The organism is Paenibacillus sp. B-A-8, from assembly GCF_048572915.1.
Taxonomy (GTDB): Bacteria; Bacillota; Bacilli; order Paenibacillales; family Paenibacillaceae; genus Paenibacillus_AQ.
Genome location: NZ_CP183882.1, coordinates 4,377,470 through 4,393,794, shown reverse-complemented (window position 1 = coordinate 4,393,794; position 16,325 = coordinate 4,377,470). Strand labels below are relative to the sequence as shown.

General features: G+C 39.4%; 15 protein-coding genes. 13 read left to right on the top strand and 2 right to left on the bottom strand.

All coding sequences use genetic code 11. The features are described from left to right. The first annotated feature begins 204 nt into the window (after positions 1-204). The 3 genes from ACN6MV_RS19705 to ACN6MV_RS19695 are packed head-to-tail and all read left to right on the top strand — an operon-like array spanning position 205 to position 3,237. Positions 205-972: an ABC transporter ATP-binding protein gene (locus tag ACN6MV_RS19705; protein WP_339287275.1), complete on the top strand. Its 768-nt coding sequence runs from the start codon at positions 205-207 to the stop codon at positions 970-972. Further along, positions 959-2,878, top strand: a complete 1,920-nt coding sequence (locus ACN6MV_RS19700) for an FtsX-like permease family protein (RefSeq protein ID WP_419884673.1) — start codon at positions 959-961, stop codon at positions 2,876-2,878. The genes ACN6MV_RS19705 and ACN6MV_RS19700 overlap by 14 nt, the downstream gene beginning before the upstream one ends. A 5-nt stretch (positions 2,879-2,883) precedes the next feature. Next, the gene (locus ACN6MV_RS19695) at positions 2,884-3,237 is read left to right on the top strand and encodes a YxeA family protein (RefSeq protein WP_076121081.1); all 354 of its coding nucleotides are present in this window, start codon (positions 2,884-2,886) and stop codon (positions 3,235-3,237) included. An 82-nt stretch (positions 3,238-3,319) separates the two neighbouring features. Here the strand turns inward: ACN6MV_RS19695 and ACN6MV_RS19690 are convergent, their stop codons facing one another. Then, entirely contained in the window at positions 3,320-4,711 is a 1,392-nt protein-coding gene (locus tag ACN6MV_RS19690; RefSeq protein ID WP_419884672.1) for a sensor histidine kinase, read from the bottom strand. 6 nt (positions 4,712-4,717) lie between these two features. Then, the gene (locus ACN6MV_RS19685) at positions 4,718-5,419 is read right to left on the bottom strand and encodes a response regulator transcription factor (protein ID WP_042129117.1); all 702 of its coding nucleotides are present in this window, start codon (positions 5,417-5,419) and stop codon (positions 4,718-4,720) included. 232 nt (positions 5,420-5,651) lie between these two features. On the opposite strand from ACN6MV_RS19685, the gene ACN6MV_RS19680 reads away from it, so the two are divergent. From ACN6MV_RS19680 to ACN6MV_RS19635, 10 genes are all read left to right on the top strand, one after another. Then, positions 5,652-5,918: an MMPL family transporter gene (locus ACN6MV_RS19680; protein ID WP_042129115.1), complete on the top strand. Its 267-nt coding sequence runs from the start codon at positions 5,652-5,654 to the stop codon at positions 5,916-5,918. 510 nt (positions 5,919-6,428) lie between these two features. After that, positions 6,429-7,292 (top strand): MurR/RpiR family transcriptional regulator, encoded by an 864-nt coding sequence (locus ACN6MV_RS19675; RefSeq protein WP_042129113.1) that lies wholly within the window; start codon positions 6,429-6,431, stop codon positions 7,290-7,292. 574 nt (positions 7,293-7,866) lie between these two features. Beyond that, complete coding sequence (gene murQ, locus ACN6MV_RS19670) at positions 7,867-8,772, top strand: N-acetylmuramic acid 6-phosphate etherase (RefSeq protein ID WP_042129111.1); 906 nt, start codon at positions 7,867-7,869, stop codon at positions 8,770-8,772. 57 nt (positions 8,773-8,829) lie between these two features. Further along, entirely contained in the window at positions 8,830-10,284 is a 1,455-nt protein-coding gene (locus ACN6MV_RS19665) for an ABC transporter substrate-binding protein (protein ID WP_042129109.1), read from the top strand. Positions 10,285-10,388: 104 nt separating this feature from the next. After that, the gene (locus ACN6MV_RS19660) at positions 10,389-11,291 is read left to right on the top strand and encodes a carbohydrate ABC transporter permease (RefSeq protein ID WP_419884671.1); all 903 of its coding nucleotides are present in this window, start codon (positions 10,389-10,391) and stop codon (positions 11,289-11,291) included. Positions 11,292-11,309: 18 nt separating this feature from the next. Next, positions 11,310-12,170 carry a carbohydrate ABC transporter permease gene (locus ACN6MV_RS19655; protein WP_042129105.1) on the top strand — a complete coding sequence of 287 codons (861 nt, stop codon included), beginning with the start codon at positions 11,310-11,312 and terminating at the stop codon, positions 12,168-12,170. After that, positions 12,170-13,390 (top strand): anhydro-N-acetylmuramic acid kinase, encoded by a 1,221-nt coding sequence (locus ACN6MV_RS19650; RefSeq protein WP_419884670.1) that lies wholly within the window; start codon positions 12,170-12,172, stop codon positions 13,388-13,390. Before ACN6MV_RS19655 ends, ACN6MV_RS19650 begins: the two co-directional genes overlap by 1 nt. After that, the gene (locus tag ACN6MV_RS19645; RefSeq protein ID WP_249923636.1) at positions 13,391-14,362 is read left to right on the top strand and encodes a GNAT family N-acetyltransferase; all 972 of its coding nucleotides are present in this window, start codon (positions 13,391-13,393) and stop codon (positions 14,360-14,362) included. Between the two features lie 2 nt (positions 14,363-14,364). Further along, complete coding sequence (locus tag ACN6MV_RS19640) at positions 14,365-15,072, top strand: PIG-L deacetylase family protein (protein WP_042129099.1); 708 nt, start codon at positions 14,365-14,367, stop codon at positions 15,070-15,072. 98 nt (positions 15,073-15,170) lie between these two features. After that, a complete protein-coding gene (locus tag ACN6MV_RS19635; RefSeq protein WP_076141025.1) occupies positions 15,171-16,313 on the top strand; it encodes an exo-beta-N-acetylmuramidase NamZ domain-containing protein in 1,143 nt (380 codons plus the stop codon). The last annotated feature ends 12 nt before the right edge of the window (positions 16,314-16,325 follow it).

The following is a 16,325-nucleotide window of genomic DNA, read 5'->3' as shown; positions in this document are numbered from 1 at the left end:
CAGGGTATCCCTTTTTTAAATATAAGAATTTATATGTTCCATGTTATAAATTATCCTTATATTTCTTCGAGAAACATTGTCTTCTTTAAAGGAAGACAACTCGTTTCTTCTTGGTAGATTTAAGCTTGTTGTAAGGTTGGCATGAATTTGCTGTAAGGTTCGCAGCCTATAGTAAAAGTATCAGCAAATTATGAGGTGAAATGTATGGAACCATTATTAAAAGTAGAAAACATAAAAAAAGTGTACGGGAAGTTAAGTGCTGCTTACACAGCGTTAGAAAACGTGTCTTTTGATATTCAAGCAGGTGAGTTTGTAGGGATTATGGGACCTTCCGGCGCTGGAAAATCAACCTTGCTAAATTTGTTAGCAACCATTGATTCTCCAACTGAAGGGAAAATTTATATGAAGAACAAGAGTATTCATGATATGAAGGAAGCAGCTTTGTCAGACTTCCGACGTGAAAATCTCGGCTTCATCTTCCAAGATTACAATTTACTCGATTCCTTAACTGTAAAGGAGAACATATTGCTTCCTCTGGCGATTGCTAAAATTCCAGCGAAGAAAATCAATCACCTCGTGACTCAGATCTCCAAAGTATTTGGTATTGAAGATTTACTGACCAAATATCCGTACCAAATCTCTGGTGGTCAAAAGCAAAGAACCGCTGCGGCTAGAGCGCTTGTGACAGAGCCTGCGCTGATATTGGCTGATGAACCAACTGGTGCCCTTGACTCCAAATCAGCAACAGATTTATTGGAAAGCTTAAGTTCTTTAAATGAAAATAATAATTCGACCATTATGATGGTGACCCATGATGCCTTTGCCGCAAGCTTCTGCCGCCGGATTATTTTCATCAAGGATGGTTCATTCTCAACAGAAATCTATCGTCGTGATCAGACACGCAAAGCCTTCTTCCAAGAGATCTTAGATGTTCATGCGGCCATTGGGGGTGAGGTTGATGACGTTATTTAGTCTAGCAAGAAAAAATATAGCACGAAACTTCTCTCAATATTTCTTATACATTGCATCGATGGTGTTTAGTATCATCATTTACTTTACATTTGTGACCTTAAAATATAGCGATACGATAGCAGAACAGACAGCTTCATCCCAAAAACTTGGTTCACTAATGAGTGGAGCGGCAGTCATTCTTATCTTTTTCGTATTCATATTTATAGCTTATTCCAATTCGTTTTTTATGAAAAAACGTAAAAAAGAAGTCGCACTGTATGCGTTGCTAGGGGTACGTAATCGACAAATAGGTTTTATGCTCTTTTTCGAAAATTTATTGTTAGGATTATTCTCTTTAGTAGTAGGAATTGTACTTGGGTTCCTATGTTCAAAAGGATTTATGACGATTTTGATTCATTTAATGGGTTATGACGTTGTAGCACCCTTTACATTTTCAGCGTCGGCAGCGATGAACACGGCTATCGTATTTCTAGTTATTTTCTTAGTGACATCGTTTCAGGGCTATCGCTTGATCTATCAATTTAAGCTGATTGATTTATTTCATGCTTCCAAAAAGGGAGAAGTGGCACCTAAACCATCTATGATAGTAGCTGTTCTTGGAGTGCTGCTCATTGTCTTAGGCTATTGGCTCGCGATGCAGGACCTTTTCACTTCTAAGGTATGGGAAAAAATCGGATTTCTCATGACTGTATTAATTATTTTAACTACGGTTATTACGGGTACATTTTTATTGTTCCATAGTGTGACTGGCTTTGTGTTAGCAATGATTAAGAAAAATGAAAAGTGGCTGTGGAAAGGCCTTCATGTAATAACCATTTCGCAATTGCTTTATCGTATCCGTGGAAATGCACGTACATTAACTGTGATTGCTGTGTTAAGTGCTACGACAGTAACTGCCGGTGGAGCGGTGTATGGCCTTTATTACAATACGAATGACTCGGCGAAAACAATTAATCCGAATACCTTTATGTATCAATCAACAGATGCAAAAATGGATAAACAAGTGAGTGCTGTGTTACCAGATACAAAATACGATAAAAATATTGAAGCACTATCCATTACATTTCATACGAAAGAGTTAAACTCGCCATCAACGTTCGATAGCACTGATAAAAGAGAATATACAGTTATCGATGAAAAAACATACAACCAATTAGCAAGTGTACAGCATAAAGAAAAATTAGATGTAAAGGACGGCTACGCGGTTATTTTAGATATCGGATATGACAAAAGGTTCTCACCAATATATACAGGGAAAACGATAACAACAGGCAACGGCCATCCTCTCACATTCCAAAGCTTTAAAACGCAAAGCGTATTGAATGCAGGCACAGCAGGTATAACCGTGGTAGTCTCGGAGGACCAGTATAAAGTGTTGCATAATGATGGGGAAGTGCTGCACTATCGTGTTCTTGGGGTAGATGATGCGTCTGTGGATTTATCTAAAAAAATTGCAAACCAATTACCTGAAGAAGCGATATTTTCAAGTGGTCCACAAGATTACCAAACAAGTTTGGAAGGTGTGGGTTCTCTACTGTTTATCGGAAGTTTCCTTGGTCTAGTATTTCTGGCTGCTACAGGCAGTATCATATATTTTAAGGTTTTAACAGAGGCAGAAGAGGATAAATCACAGTACAATATGCTGCATAAAATGGGTGTCAGTGCAAAAGAAATGCGAAAATCCATTGCGTCACAGGTATTCGTTATCTTTGTTGTACCGCTTATAGTAGGGTTGTTGCATAGTGTAGTGGCTTTAAAAGCATTTTCTAGTCTAATGATGATAGATTTAGCGAAACCTGTGTTGCTCTGGATGATTGCTTATACCGTAATTTACGGGTTGTATTATTTCTTAACCGTAGCCTCTTACAATCGTATTATTACACTAAATAATAGAACAGAAGGATGATTGAGATGAAAAAATTTCTAATTACTATTGGTATTTTGTTTGTTATTGGAGTTGTAGGGGTCTTTGCTATAGCGAAGATTGATTTCAATCGCTTCAATGCCGAAAATTACTACTTACAAATCACAGAGGATGGGGAACCCCATGAATATAAACTGAGCGATGGTTCAGTCATGACCTCTTATTCTTATACACTAGAGGCTACAAATGCTAAAGGTAATACCATTCCACTGGAATTTAATGCACAGAAAAACCTTCGTAAAGGCGCCTACTTGAAAATGTATGTAAAAAAAGGCGATCAAGTCTCCTCATATGATGAAGTGAAATTAGAGGATATTCCGCTAAAAGCAATAAAAAACTAATAAATTGAAGAAGGGCTGTCTCCAAAAAAGTAAATGGAGCACAGCCCTTTTCTCTGTCTAATGAGTAAGTAAGGTAATTATATTATAAAAGAATAGTAATGGTGGTTCCGGTATTTTCAACGCTCGTCAAATCGAGTTTCCCCTCATGAGCCCAAATAATGTCTCTTGCGATGGCCATTCCTAACCCAGTCCCATGCTTGCTTGTTGTGTTTGTACCCCGATAGTAGCGTTCGAAAACCTGTTCCAGATCTTTAGCCGGAATACCCTGGCCATTATCAGAAATTGTAATTTGGGTATGCGGATTAATGGTCTCCACTCGAATCTTCACCACGACATTTTCATCGTTGTGCACCAGCGCATTGTAGATAAAGTTAAGGATTGCACGTTTTAGTAATTTTTTATCCACTTTATGTACTGCTTTAACCTCATCTGCCTCAAATTCGATCTGCCTTTCACCAAAGGTTGGGTCATTTAAAAGTTCAATTGTTATTTCTCGTAGAAACTGAACGAGATTCACCTCTTCAAATTGCAGGGATAGCTGGTGATTACGCAAACGCGTCGTTAAATTGAGGTCATCTAACAAATCTTTCATATACATCGATTTACTCTTGATAATTGCTGTGTATTCCTGTAATTCTTGGGCTGTTAAATCTGTGGCACTGTCATTTATAAATTCTGCATAACCTTGAATAGAAGCCAGTGGTGTTTTCATGTCATGCGAAACATTGCTAATCCATTCCTCACGCATTTGATCTAGGCGTTTACGTTCCTCTTCGTGCCGATCAAGCTTTTCAGATAGTTCATTCATATTACGAAAAACATCTTCATAAACGCCTTTGGGAGCAGGCATTTTCTTAAACCGTCGTTCCCTGAGTTGTTGAATACCATCTATTAAGGTATGAAGGGGTGCAGTTAACTTTTTCCCAAATAGAAATCCAATGATAATTACAATAAGCACATCCACGATTAAAAAAATGGAAAGGAAAACATTAACATCTTTGAAAATTTTAGCGTAATCATAGGTCAATACGTAGCGGCCTATTTTAGGATTTTGAATCCCTAAAAAGTAGCTGAAATTTTGAGCTGTGCTGACAAAAACTGTCGTGCTAGCATCTAATTCTTTATATTTATACATTTGTACAATCTCAATCGGGGAATACTCTGTTTGCAACTCTTCAGGGGTATTAAATGCTGATACTTGCTCCCCATGTTCATTCAGAAATTGTACCCAGGCGCTCATTTCTTGTAGTTTTTTGAGGCCTTCTTCGTTTACAACAGGTTTGCCAGATTGTAGTTCTACATATTGTGAAAAGGTCCGGCTAAAGGTTTCTGCAGACGCTTCTTCAGTGCCAAAATTATTATTCTTTAGCTGTATAAAGAATAGGGAAAGGAACAAAATCGCGTTTACGATACCAACGATTACAACAATAGTCATAACCGATCTTAAAAATCGGAGTGTTAATTTCCATTTCAACTTGTCTCACCCCTTGGTATGTAATTTATAACCTAACCCTTTAACCGTTAATATAAAGGCAGGCTTTGAAGGGTCTACCTCAATTTTTTCGCGTAAGCGCCGAATATGTACCATCACTGTATTATCGGAACCAAAAAAATCTTCACCCCATACCTGTTCAAACAAGGTCTCTTTACTTATGATCTGATTCGGATGATGCATAAAACAGCTCATTAAACCGACTTCTTTGGCGGTAAGCACAAGGAGTTCGCCATTCTTTTTTAATTCTGTCTCATTGGCACTAAGCTCAAAGGGGCCAACCTGCAAGCTTTTCGGAGCCTTTTTTTCCTCTGTAAAGCCAGCTCTTCTTAGTTGTGCCTTTACCCGATAAGCGACTTCTTTTGGACTGAATGGTTTAGTAATATAATCATCGCCACCTATCGCCAGCCCTAAAAGCTTGTTAATTTCCTCGTCCTTTGCGGACATAAATAAGATCGGTGCATTTGATGTTTCCCGAATTTTTCTGCATAAGTCATAGCCTTCTCCATCTGGCAGCATAATATCTAGCAAGATTAGTTCAGGATTATACTCCTGGAACTTGTCCCATCCCTCTGCAACTGTCCCGGCAGTTACAACGTCCGGAATACCTTCTTTATGTAAAACTGCCTTCATTAGACGCGCTAAATCATCTTCATCGTCTATGATTAATACCCATTTATGACTTGCCATTTGTTTCCCTCCATAACACAACATTATCTACATTATAAAGTACTTTAATTCTTTCGCAAAAAAGCAAAAGAAAGGCTTGCATGAAGATGGGTATTACTTAGACGAACATAGCAAAGCAATATTCGGTGAATGATTATATTCCGCTTTCCGGTTATTCCAGTAATATCACTTCTGACGGTAGGGAGATCCTATTTTGGTATCCATGTGAATTTATTGGAAAAAAATGATAAGTATGAATCTAAACAAGGACAAGCAAGTAGAGCTTACGTTAAATGGCAGCGATTTGCCAGGGGTGCAAGCAGACTTAACAGGAACAACAGCAACCAATGTTGATTTGCAGAATATTTCACAGGATGACTTTGTACGTACAGCCGTGATTATGCTGGTCGGAATCATAATTGTGCTAATAGTCATTACGCGCTCTGTGTCCAGTTCTCTGTTCATTATTGCTTTCTTGGTGCTAGTGTACTTACTTCTTTTGGAATCAGTGAAATCTTGAGTTGGATCGTTCCATTTTCAGCTTCATTATGGTTGCAGCCCTAGGCGTTGATTACAGCATATTCCTGATGATACGGTATAACGAGCTTGAAGGGGATGTTGGATCAAGAATGGAGTGGCATCGCGTTATATGGTCGGTGTAGTATTGTCTACTGCCTTTATGGTGCTACATCAAAGAATGTAGTTGACAAATCGAGTTATATTTAGACGGCAGTAAAATTTAAAAATACATGCGTATTACGTATGCTGAGAACAATAGAAAGAATCTTAGGGGACCTTTGTGGTCGCTTGTTTCACCATATCAGAAAGTATGTAATTATCGACTATACCTTACAACTTTATTACGCTATAATCAACGTAAAGTCACCAGATGACCTAAGAGTAGGATGATTTTAATAGATTAATTAATATTAGCTTTTGATATGCCGAAACGTATTTTGTTATTGAAATATGTTGTTTATATTGTTTATGATAATTTAAAGGTGTTAATTAAATCTAGAGTAGGTAGATTATGAGTCTAAATGACAACGTATTAATTAAAATTCGTGATATGCGAGAGAGTTTTACACCAGTTGAACGATTGGTCGGAGATTACATTTTAGAAAATACGGAAGAGATCCCTCATTTGTCGATTAAGGAATTGGCTCAATCGAGTAAGACAAGCGATGCATCTGTCCTTCGTTTCTGTAAGACGATGGGTTACAGCGGATACCGCAATTTTATTGTGAGTATATCGGCATCTTTGGGTTCTCGTGATGAGGATTCAAAGGCTCAATATACAGATATTCAGCCAGGTGATGATCTCTCGACAATTATATCAAATATTTCATTGAATAATTGCAAGTCCATTGAGGATACGCTTAGTGTTATTGATCGAAAAGAAATTACAAGAGCTGTAGAATTACTATGTCATAGTAAGCGAATTGTTTTCTTTGGAATAGGTGCTTCGGGACTCGTTTGTATGGATGGGGAACAGAAGTTCTCGCGAATTAATAAGATGTGTCATGCCTATACAGATGGTCATAGTCAGCTCACGGCAGCAACTTTACTTGAGAAAGATGATGTTGCCATTTTCATTTCTAACTCTGGAGCAACTAGTGATATTATTGATGCACTGGAAATTGCCCAAAAGAATAGAGCGAAATGTATTGCGATTACGAAGTACAATAAAAGTGAGCTTGCGGAGCGGGCGGATATTGTACTGAGCATATCCACACCTGAAATAACAATCCGCAGTGGGGCTATGGGCTCGCGTATTGCGATGCTTACGATCATCGACATATTATTTGCTGGTGTGGCAAGTGCAGAATATGAAGAAGTAAAAACCTACTTAACAAAAACGCATAATATATTAAAGAAAAAACTTAGAAATTAGGTTCTGATAGAATGAATGTGGAGGAAAGCATTGATCATGGATCAATGCTTTCTTTTTTTTGTATTTCATTCACTTATTCGTGTACTAAAATGTACTACTTATCAATCCATGTCAGATTATCTACATGATGAATACGTTGATCTAATGAATATAATAAGTAGTTTAATTCAATAATTAATAGCTTGGCACACAATTATGAGGAAGAAAATGAATGGAATTGAAGATGAAACATCATCCGGTTGAACACGGATGATGTAACTTTATGTTTCGTTTGGAGCGATAATCAGCAAATAATACATTTTTTTTAAATCGCTTTAACCTTAGAGCCATAGCGATCAAAGCAATTTGTAAAAATTTAAATTGTATCTTGTAAGCGCTTTATAAATGTGGTATAACATAGTGTGTAAGGAATGAAATAAAACATCAGAATATAATTTCTTTATGAAATTATATTTCAAAATCTATTGACGAAGCGATGGTGTTGTATTAGTATAAGAACATAATAATTGTAAGTTAATCTAACGCGTTTTGTTAATTTCATGACAGATTAAGGCTAGGAAGAAGGAGGATGGCTATGAATGACTACCTTGCGGGATTGACAACAGAGGCTGTGAATCCAGACACATTAATGATTGATGAATGTACTACGGAAGAAATGATCCAGTTAATGAATCAACAAGATGCACTGGTCCCCAGAGCTATAGCTGAGGAGATTCCGCAGATTGCAAAGGCGGTAGATATTCTACATCATAGGTTGTCTAATGGTGGAAGAATGTTTTACATAGGAGCTGGCTCATCAGGAAGATTAGGTGTTCTGGATGCTTCCGAATGTCCTCCTACCTTTGGTACAGATCCTTCCTTGGTGCAGGGCTATATTGCTGGTGGTGATATTGCTTTGCGTACTGCGGTTGAAGGCTGTGAAGACGATATGGATGAAGGGATCGCATTAATCGAAAGCATTGGTGTAACAAACAAAGATGTACTTATTGGGATTTCGGCAAGCGGTAGTGCAAACTACGTTATTGCAGCTTTAGCGAAAGCAAAGGAACTTGGAGCAGCCACTATCGGTGTTTGTAACAACAGAGGCTCAAAGTTCGAACCCATTGTAGATGTTTGTATAACACCTGTTGTAGGACCTGAGGTCATTAGCGGTTCGACTCGATTAAAGGCAGGAACTGCTCAGAAGTTGGTGCTTAATATGCTGACAACATGCACAATGGTCAAGTTAGGAAAAACGTACAACAACTTGATGGTTGATCTGAAGGCTAGTAATTTTAAGCTCGTAGATCGCTCGATTCGTATCATCATGAACACGACTGGTGTAGATACATCAACCGCCGCAGAAACACTTGAAAAAGCATCTATGAACTGTAAGCTGGCAATTATGATGATTAAATCGGGGTTAGATGCAAAAGAAGCAGAACAAGTACTTAACACAAACGGAGGACGCTTGAAACAGGCAATCGCATCATTGGTTTAGGTGTGAAAAGTGGAATAACAGGATGGATGCTATTAATAATTGAGGAGGCTGTTTTCGATGAAAAAAAGATCACGTGGATTAACTCTGTTTTTGTCAGGAATCATGATGGTATCACTATTATCGGCTTGCGGAGGAAACGGAAATAACGCTCCAGCTTCTACAGATTCCGGTAACACAGGAACTAGTAACGGTGGTTCTGAGCCTAAAAAGGATACGATTACAGCACTTTTACCTCCGATATCAGCGAACTATCAAACACGTTTTGCTGATATGGAAAAAGAATTTAATACACTACATCCTAACTTGACTTTGAAAATCGAGCCAGCGAGCTGGGAAGATATGACGCAAAAACTTGATACTCAAGTAAATGCAGGTTCTCCTCCAGATATTGCTTTTATCGGTGCTTCAGGAATTTCGAAATATGCAGCACTTAATGTATTAATCGACCTTAACGGTGCCCTTTCTGATGAAGCCAAGGCAGATTATGACGAAGTTCCATTGAAATATTTCCAACTAGGTGACGCTCAATACGGTCTACCAGCATATATGGAAATCCACACTATCGGTGGTAACAAACAATTCCTTGAAGAAGCCGGAATTGATTGGAAAAGCGTTCAACAAAACGGTTGGACTTATGAAGAGTTTCGTAATGCAATTTCTAAAGGTGTAGTGAAAAATGATAAAGGTGAAACTACTCGTTATGGTTTCGTGTTCGCAACATCTGGTGTAGCATCTAAAGACTATCTGGCTATTCTTGCTAAAACTGCAGGTTTACCAGATTACTTCGATAAAGATCTTAAATATACGTATACAAGCAAAAACTTCTTGGGGCTACTTACATCTATTCGCGAAATGATCAACGATGGTTCTATGCCTAAAGAGCTAAGCTCTATCGATGCTGGTAAACGGTGGAACATGTTCCTAACGGGTCAAACGATGATCACAGGTAAAGGATTATCTGCATTTGAAAACTCTGCTCGTCTAAACAATGAGAAGATTAAAGCGAACGATGGTTCAGCTGTTGCAGATTCTATTGAAGTTGATTATATTTCACTTCCAGTCCCAACATTCAACGGTGCCGATTATGTCCCTACTTCAATCGTTGATGGTTATATCGCACTTCGTGGTAAAAAAGCTCCATCTGAAGAGCACATCAAAAATATTGCCCTAGCAACGAATTTCTTGTCTTCTGGTTCAATTGCTGCTAACTACAGTAATGAGCTGTTCTTATCACCAATTACTGAATCTGCACGTAATGCAGAAGTACTTGAAAAATTCCCTCGTAACGAAGATAACGTTGCTGCAGGTAAAGCTATGATGGCAAAAGCGCTTCCGGCTCGTACAGATATTCCTACTGATCTGGCTGCTGAAGCATTAAAAATTGAAACAGAAGTTATTATTCCTAAACTACAAGCCTTACTTGCAAATGAGATTGCTCCACAAGAAATGTATGATGCAGTTAAAGCAGCTGCAATTAAATCTTTCGGTAAAGATGGTATTGTAGTTGACTAGTCTGTCGTAGGCTGACATGTGAAAGCTGTGCGTAGCTAGAACGTACAGCTTTCCTTCTAAATTAGCTAGAGCTTGTACTGTTTTTAGAAGAGAGGTGCGACCCAATGAATCAATCGTTGACTAAAAGAAAAAAATTGAAACTCGAAAGTGACTCAGGTTGGGGATACGCGTTTATCGCAGTAGCACTTATTGCGTTTTCTTTATTTACCGCATATCCAGTCATCAATGCTTTTATTATCAGCTTACAAAAATATGGTCCATTAGGATCCACTTTTGTCGGCATGGATAACTTCGTTAACTCGTTTTCAGATGAACTTTTCTGGAAAGCGCTGAAAAACACGTTAGTATATACGCTATTAACTGTTCCATTTAATATTCTTCTATCATTTTTAATTTCAATTTTGATTATTCCTTTCAAGAAAAAAACACAAACGATCTTTAAAGCACTATATTACTTGCCAGCCGTAGCATCTGGTGTAGCGCTTTCTGTTGTGTGGCTGTGGATCTTCGATCCGTTAAAATCAGGTATTGCCAATAAGCTCGTGAGTTTTTTAGGTATTGAAAATCAAAACTGGCTTGGTTCCAGTGCAACTGCAATGTTCTCACTTGTGTTAATGTCATGGTTATCAAGTCATGGTACAGCAATTATTATTTATATAGCCGCATTACTCGCTATTGATAACAGCTATTATGAAGCAGCTGAAATTGATGGCGCGTCTTTCCTGCAAAAGCTTTGGTTTATCGTTGTCCCTTTCCTTAAGCCAACAACGCTATTCCTACTTGTTACTGGTGTTATCGGTTCCTTCCAAGTATTCCAAAACGCTTATCTTATGACAGGCGGTGGACCAGACCATGCAACAACAATGGTAGGTTTGTTAATCTTTAACAATGCGTTCACATATTTTGAGTTTGGTGAGGCAGCGGCACAATCATTAGTACTAGCGGCGATTATCGGATTTATATCATTCCTTCAATTCAAATTTTTAGGTAAAGATGTAGAATACTAGGAAAAGGAGCAGAATACTATGGGTTTGTACAACAACAGCTTAAGAAGCAAAGGGTATCTGTTCATACGTAATGGCGCAAACATTACGTTCCTTATCCTATTTGCCGCAGCTACCATATTCCCGATATACTTTATGGTCATCTCCTCGTTCGGTGATCCGGTAGAAGCTGGTGCAATGAGCTATTCTATCTTACCATCGAAGATTTCATTTGATTCCTATAAATTCTTCTTTAACTTCAGCCCACATACATGGGACTGGTTATTGAACTCCTTTATAGTGGCAGCGTGTATTACGGTATCTAACGTATTTTTTGCTACACTCGCTGGATATGCTTTTGCAAAAATGAAATTTAAAGGAAAAAACATTTTGTTCGCTATTTTGCTGGGATCTATGATGATTCCTGTTCAAGTCACACAGGTTCCACTATATATTTTGATCGTAAATATTTTTGAATTACAAAATACGTACACGGCGTTGATTATGCCGAGCATAGTAACGGTATACAACATCTTCTTGGTTAAGCAGTTCATGTCCTCCATTCCAGTTGAAATTATTGAATCTGCTAAAATCGAAGGTTGTTCCCAGCCTAAAATCTTCTGGTATATCATTATGCCTTTATCTAAAACAATTATGGCAGTACTAGCAATCCTAACGTTCATGGCGGCATGGAATGACTTTTTCTGGCCTTTCCTAGTAACGAATACAATGGATATGCAAACCATTCAGGTTGGCTTGAAGAACTTTCGCTTTGCGAATACAACTTACTTTGCACCGATGATGGCGGGGGCAACCATTTCAGCAGTGCCAATGTTTATTTTGTTCTTCAGTTTACAAAAATACTTCCTTGAAGGGGTAACAGTTGGAGCGGTGAAAGGTTAATGGACAAACAATCAAAAGTTGATGCAACATACTTAGTTGGCTTGATGTCCGGTACATCAGTAGATGGTATTGATGCAGCAGTAGTTAAGCTTTTTCCATCAGCCGAAAAAGAGCGTGGAGTAGAGATTGAATTACTGGCTTTTGAAAACACACCTTTTGAGGTGCAAGTTAGAAACTCCATATTTGAGCTTTTTGATCCCGCTAGCGCTACGATTGATAAGGTTGGCGCAATGAATATGTGGCTTGGCGAATTATACGCCCAAGCCACATTATCCGTTATAGGGAAATGTGGCCTTTCGCCTTCGCAAATATTCGCAGTAGGATCGCATGGTCAAACGATATACCATGCTCCGGAAGAGAAGGTTATGGGCGGCTATAATCTGCATTGTACCGTTCAGATAGGGGATGGTGCAGTTATAGCGAATCGAACAGGAATTCCTTGCATATCAGACTTTCGAGTTGCTGACTTGGCAATGGGTGGACAAGGAGCTCCGTTAGTACCATTTACCGAATACTTATTGTTTAACAATCCAGAGAAAACACTTCTGATGCAAAATATTGGCGGAATAGGCAATGTGACTGTTTTGCCTGTAAATGCCTCACCGGATGAGGTATTTGCTTTTGATACGGGTCCTGGAAATATGATTATCGATGGCCTTGTATCGCAATTATTTGCACCAATGACAATAGATGTTGATGGCGAAATTGGTGCGGGCGGTCAAGTGATTGATGAGCTATTGAAATGGATGCAGCAGGATAAATATTATACGATGCCGTTACCAAAATCGACAGGCAGAGAACGGTTTGGCCAACAATACGTGGCACAAATCATTGAATTGATGAATGTTAATCACTGGAAAGCAGAAGATGTTGTTGCGACAGCTACGTTTTTAACTGCCTGGAGCATCGTCGATAGCTATGAACGGTATATTGCACCACAGCATCAGGCTGAGCAATTGTTAATTGGCGGCGGTGGAAGCTATAACAAGACGCTTTTGCGTGATTTACAGCACTTATTTGCACCGCATAACGTGCAGGTGCTGACGCAGGAGGATATCGGTGGTAATAGTGATGCTAAGGAAGCAATTGCTTTTGCTCTGCTAGCGTATTACACGATGGAGCGCTTACCAAACAATATCCCGCTAGTAACTGGAGCTTCACAGCCAGTAGTAATGGGCAAAATTTCCTGGCCCTATATTGGACGTTCACAGGAGGCTTAAATGATGCAAATCAGAACCTTTTCAATTGAAGATCACTCTGCAGTTGTGGAGCTTTGGAATCGTGAGGCTACAAAATATGATTATAAGCCATTTACAGAGCGAGAGTTTCAAGATACATTCATCGACCATCCTTATTTTGACGCTGACTGTATATGGGTAGGCTGTGACGAAAAAGGGATTGTTGGTTTTGCAGCTGGCTGCTGCGGTGACGATCTCCCTCTTGGAGATGTGGCCGGTTATATTACGAGTGTTATTATAGATACCCATGTGGCTTCTCTGGAGCTTTACGATGCTTTTCTATTGCGTTTAGAAAAAAGATTCCAAGAACTTGGGAAAAGACAAGCGGATGTATTGTTTTTCAACCCTGTTAAGCTGAAGTGGAGTATACCAAGTGCACCTCAGCATGAGCATAATAATGCCCCGGGCATCAGTAAGGACCAGCCATTATATGAAGCTTTAATGGCTAGAGGCTACGAAGATCGAGCGACGCAATGCGGCATGTATTTAAAACTCGGAAGCTTTATAGTTCCCGAAGATATTTTAGATAAGGAAACAAATGCAAATAGCAAGGACTATTACATTACGTCCTATGTCTCTGATTTACATACAGGGCTTGAAGCAACGCTTGCTGCCCTGCAAAATCCGCAGTGGAAGAAGGATATTGTTACTTATGTGAAGGTTGGCGCACCACTTGTAGTAGCTGTGTACGGCAACGAGGTTGTGGGCTTTGCAGGTCCAATTATTTCGCAGCCTGATGGAAGAGCATTTTTTTGCGGTATCGGAGTGCACCCAGAGCATGAGGGTCATGGACTTGGCAGTGTATTATTTTTCAGAATGGTTGAAGCATTTCAAAATGTGGGCTGTCAATATATCTCTCTATTCACTGGAAATAATAATCCGGCTCTTCGAATCTATCAAAAAGCGGGCTTTAATATTGAAAAAAAATTTTCTATATTGCGGAGGGAACTTTAAAGATGAGCGAAAAATTCACAGTATTAGCAATTGGAGCGCATGTTGGTGATGTGGAACTAGCTTCTGGTGGTGTGCTCGCTAGTCATAGTTTAAAGGGAGATCGCATTGTGACACTAGCGTTAACTGCGGGTGAACGAGGGGTTCCGGCAGGACAGGATATGAAGGATTATCGTCAGCAAAAAGTGAAAGAGGCACAGGTTTTTGCGGATATGCTAGGCGGTGAAGCCATTGTATTCGATGATTATTGTGACGGAGAGTTGCCTGACAATCAAGAAATTCGTATGGAGGTTTGTGATGTAATTCGTCGCGTGAAGCCTAACATTATTATTACACACTGGAAAAACAGTATGCATAAGGACCATGCGCTAACGCATCATATCGTAAATGATGCCCGTTTCTTCGCAAGTCTATCATCCTTTGAACGAGCGCTCCCCGCGCACTTTGCAGCAAGATTATATTACTCCGAAAACTGGGAGGATGCGGTTGATTATGTCCCTTACGTATATGTGGATTTCGATCAAGCGGCATTTGATCTATGGATAGATGCTTTAAGCAAGCATTGGTTTGTGACGAATAGCAAATCTTTCAAATACATGGATTACTATAAAGCACTAGCAGTTGTTCGCGGCTGTGAAGCAAGAAAGACATATGCAGAAGCATTTATGGTGCCTGCTGAAACGGTGAAGGTTAGGCAGTCTAGTCTTTGGTAACTATTCAACTAGCTAAGAGGGAGTGTTTCTATGTATAGCAGGAAACATTCCCTTGTTCTATCCATTTATGCAAAAAAACAGCTAGGAGGCAGCTTCATATGGTGTTAAATGGGATTGATTCTATAACGAATTATCGTTATTTGTTCGAAGGTAAGCGCGTAGGATTGATTACAGCGCCGACAGGTCTTACGAAGGATTTTGCATCAACGATTACTATATTACATGAAAATTTTAATCTTGCTGCGATGTTTTCACCTGAGCATGGCGTTCGCGGAGATTTGGATGCAGGGGCAGTAGTAGACACTTACATGGATCCTTTTACGAATGTTCCAGTCTATAGCTTGTACCGTAAAGACTCCAAGCGTTTAACAAAAGAAATGCTGAATGAAGTAGACATCATTGTATACGATATTCAAGATGTTGGTGTACGCTATTACACATTTATTTATACGATGCTGTATGCACTTGAAGATTGTGCAAATGCAGGTGTAGAATTTGTTGTTCTTGATCGTGTTAATCCGCTTAACGGGGTAACGGTAGAAGGGAATGTCTTGAAGCCCGGCTTCAAATCATTTGTTGGAAATTACGAGCTAGCCGTGCGATACGGCTTAACAGCAGGTGAGGTAGCAACGATGGCAAATGATCAAATGAATTGGAATGCATCGCTGCATGTCGTTCGTTTGGAAGGCTGGGAAAGGAGCATGTCCTTCCCGGATACAGGATTAACTTGGGTTCATCCTTCACTTGGAATGCCACGATATGAAACAGCGTTATTATATACAGGAACATGTTTATTTGAAGGCACGAACTGCTCGGAAGGAAGAGGCACAACGTTCCCGTTTGAAATGATTGGTGCTCCGTTCATTCAAGCGCAGCAATTGGCAGATGAGATGAATGCAAAAGGTATTCCGGGTGTGCTTTTTCGTCCAGTTCATTTCAAGCCAACGTCATCTAAACATTGTGGCGAGCTATGCGGCGGGGTACAAATTTACATTACAGATCTCCAAGTGCTGAGGCCTTTAGAAGTTGGGGTGACCTTATTATTTACGATAAGAGATTTGTACGAGCAATTTTCATTCCTGCCTCCTGTGAAGGAGGGCTCTCGTCCATTTATCGATTTGCTGGGGGGAGACAACATGTATCGTACGGAAAATATGCAAGCCAAGCAGCTGCTTGAACAGTTTGCAGCGGAAAGCAAGCAATTTGCAGAAATAACACAGCAGTATCATTTATATCGCTAGAGGAAGGTGAAT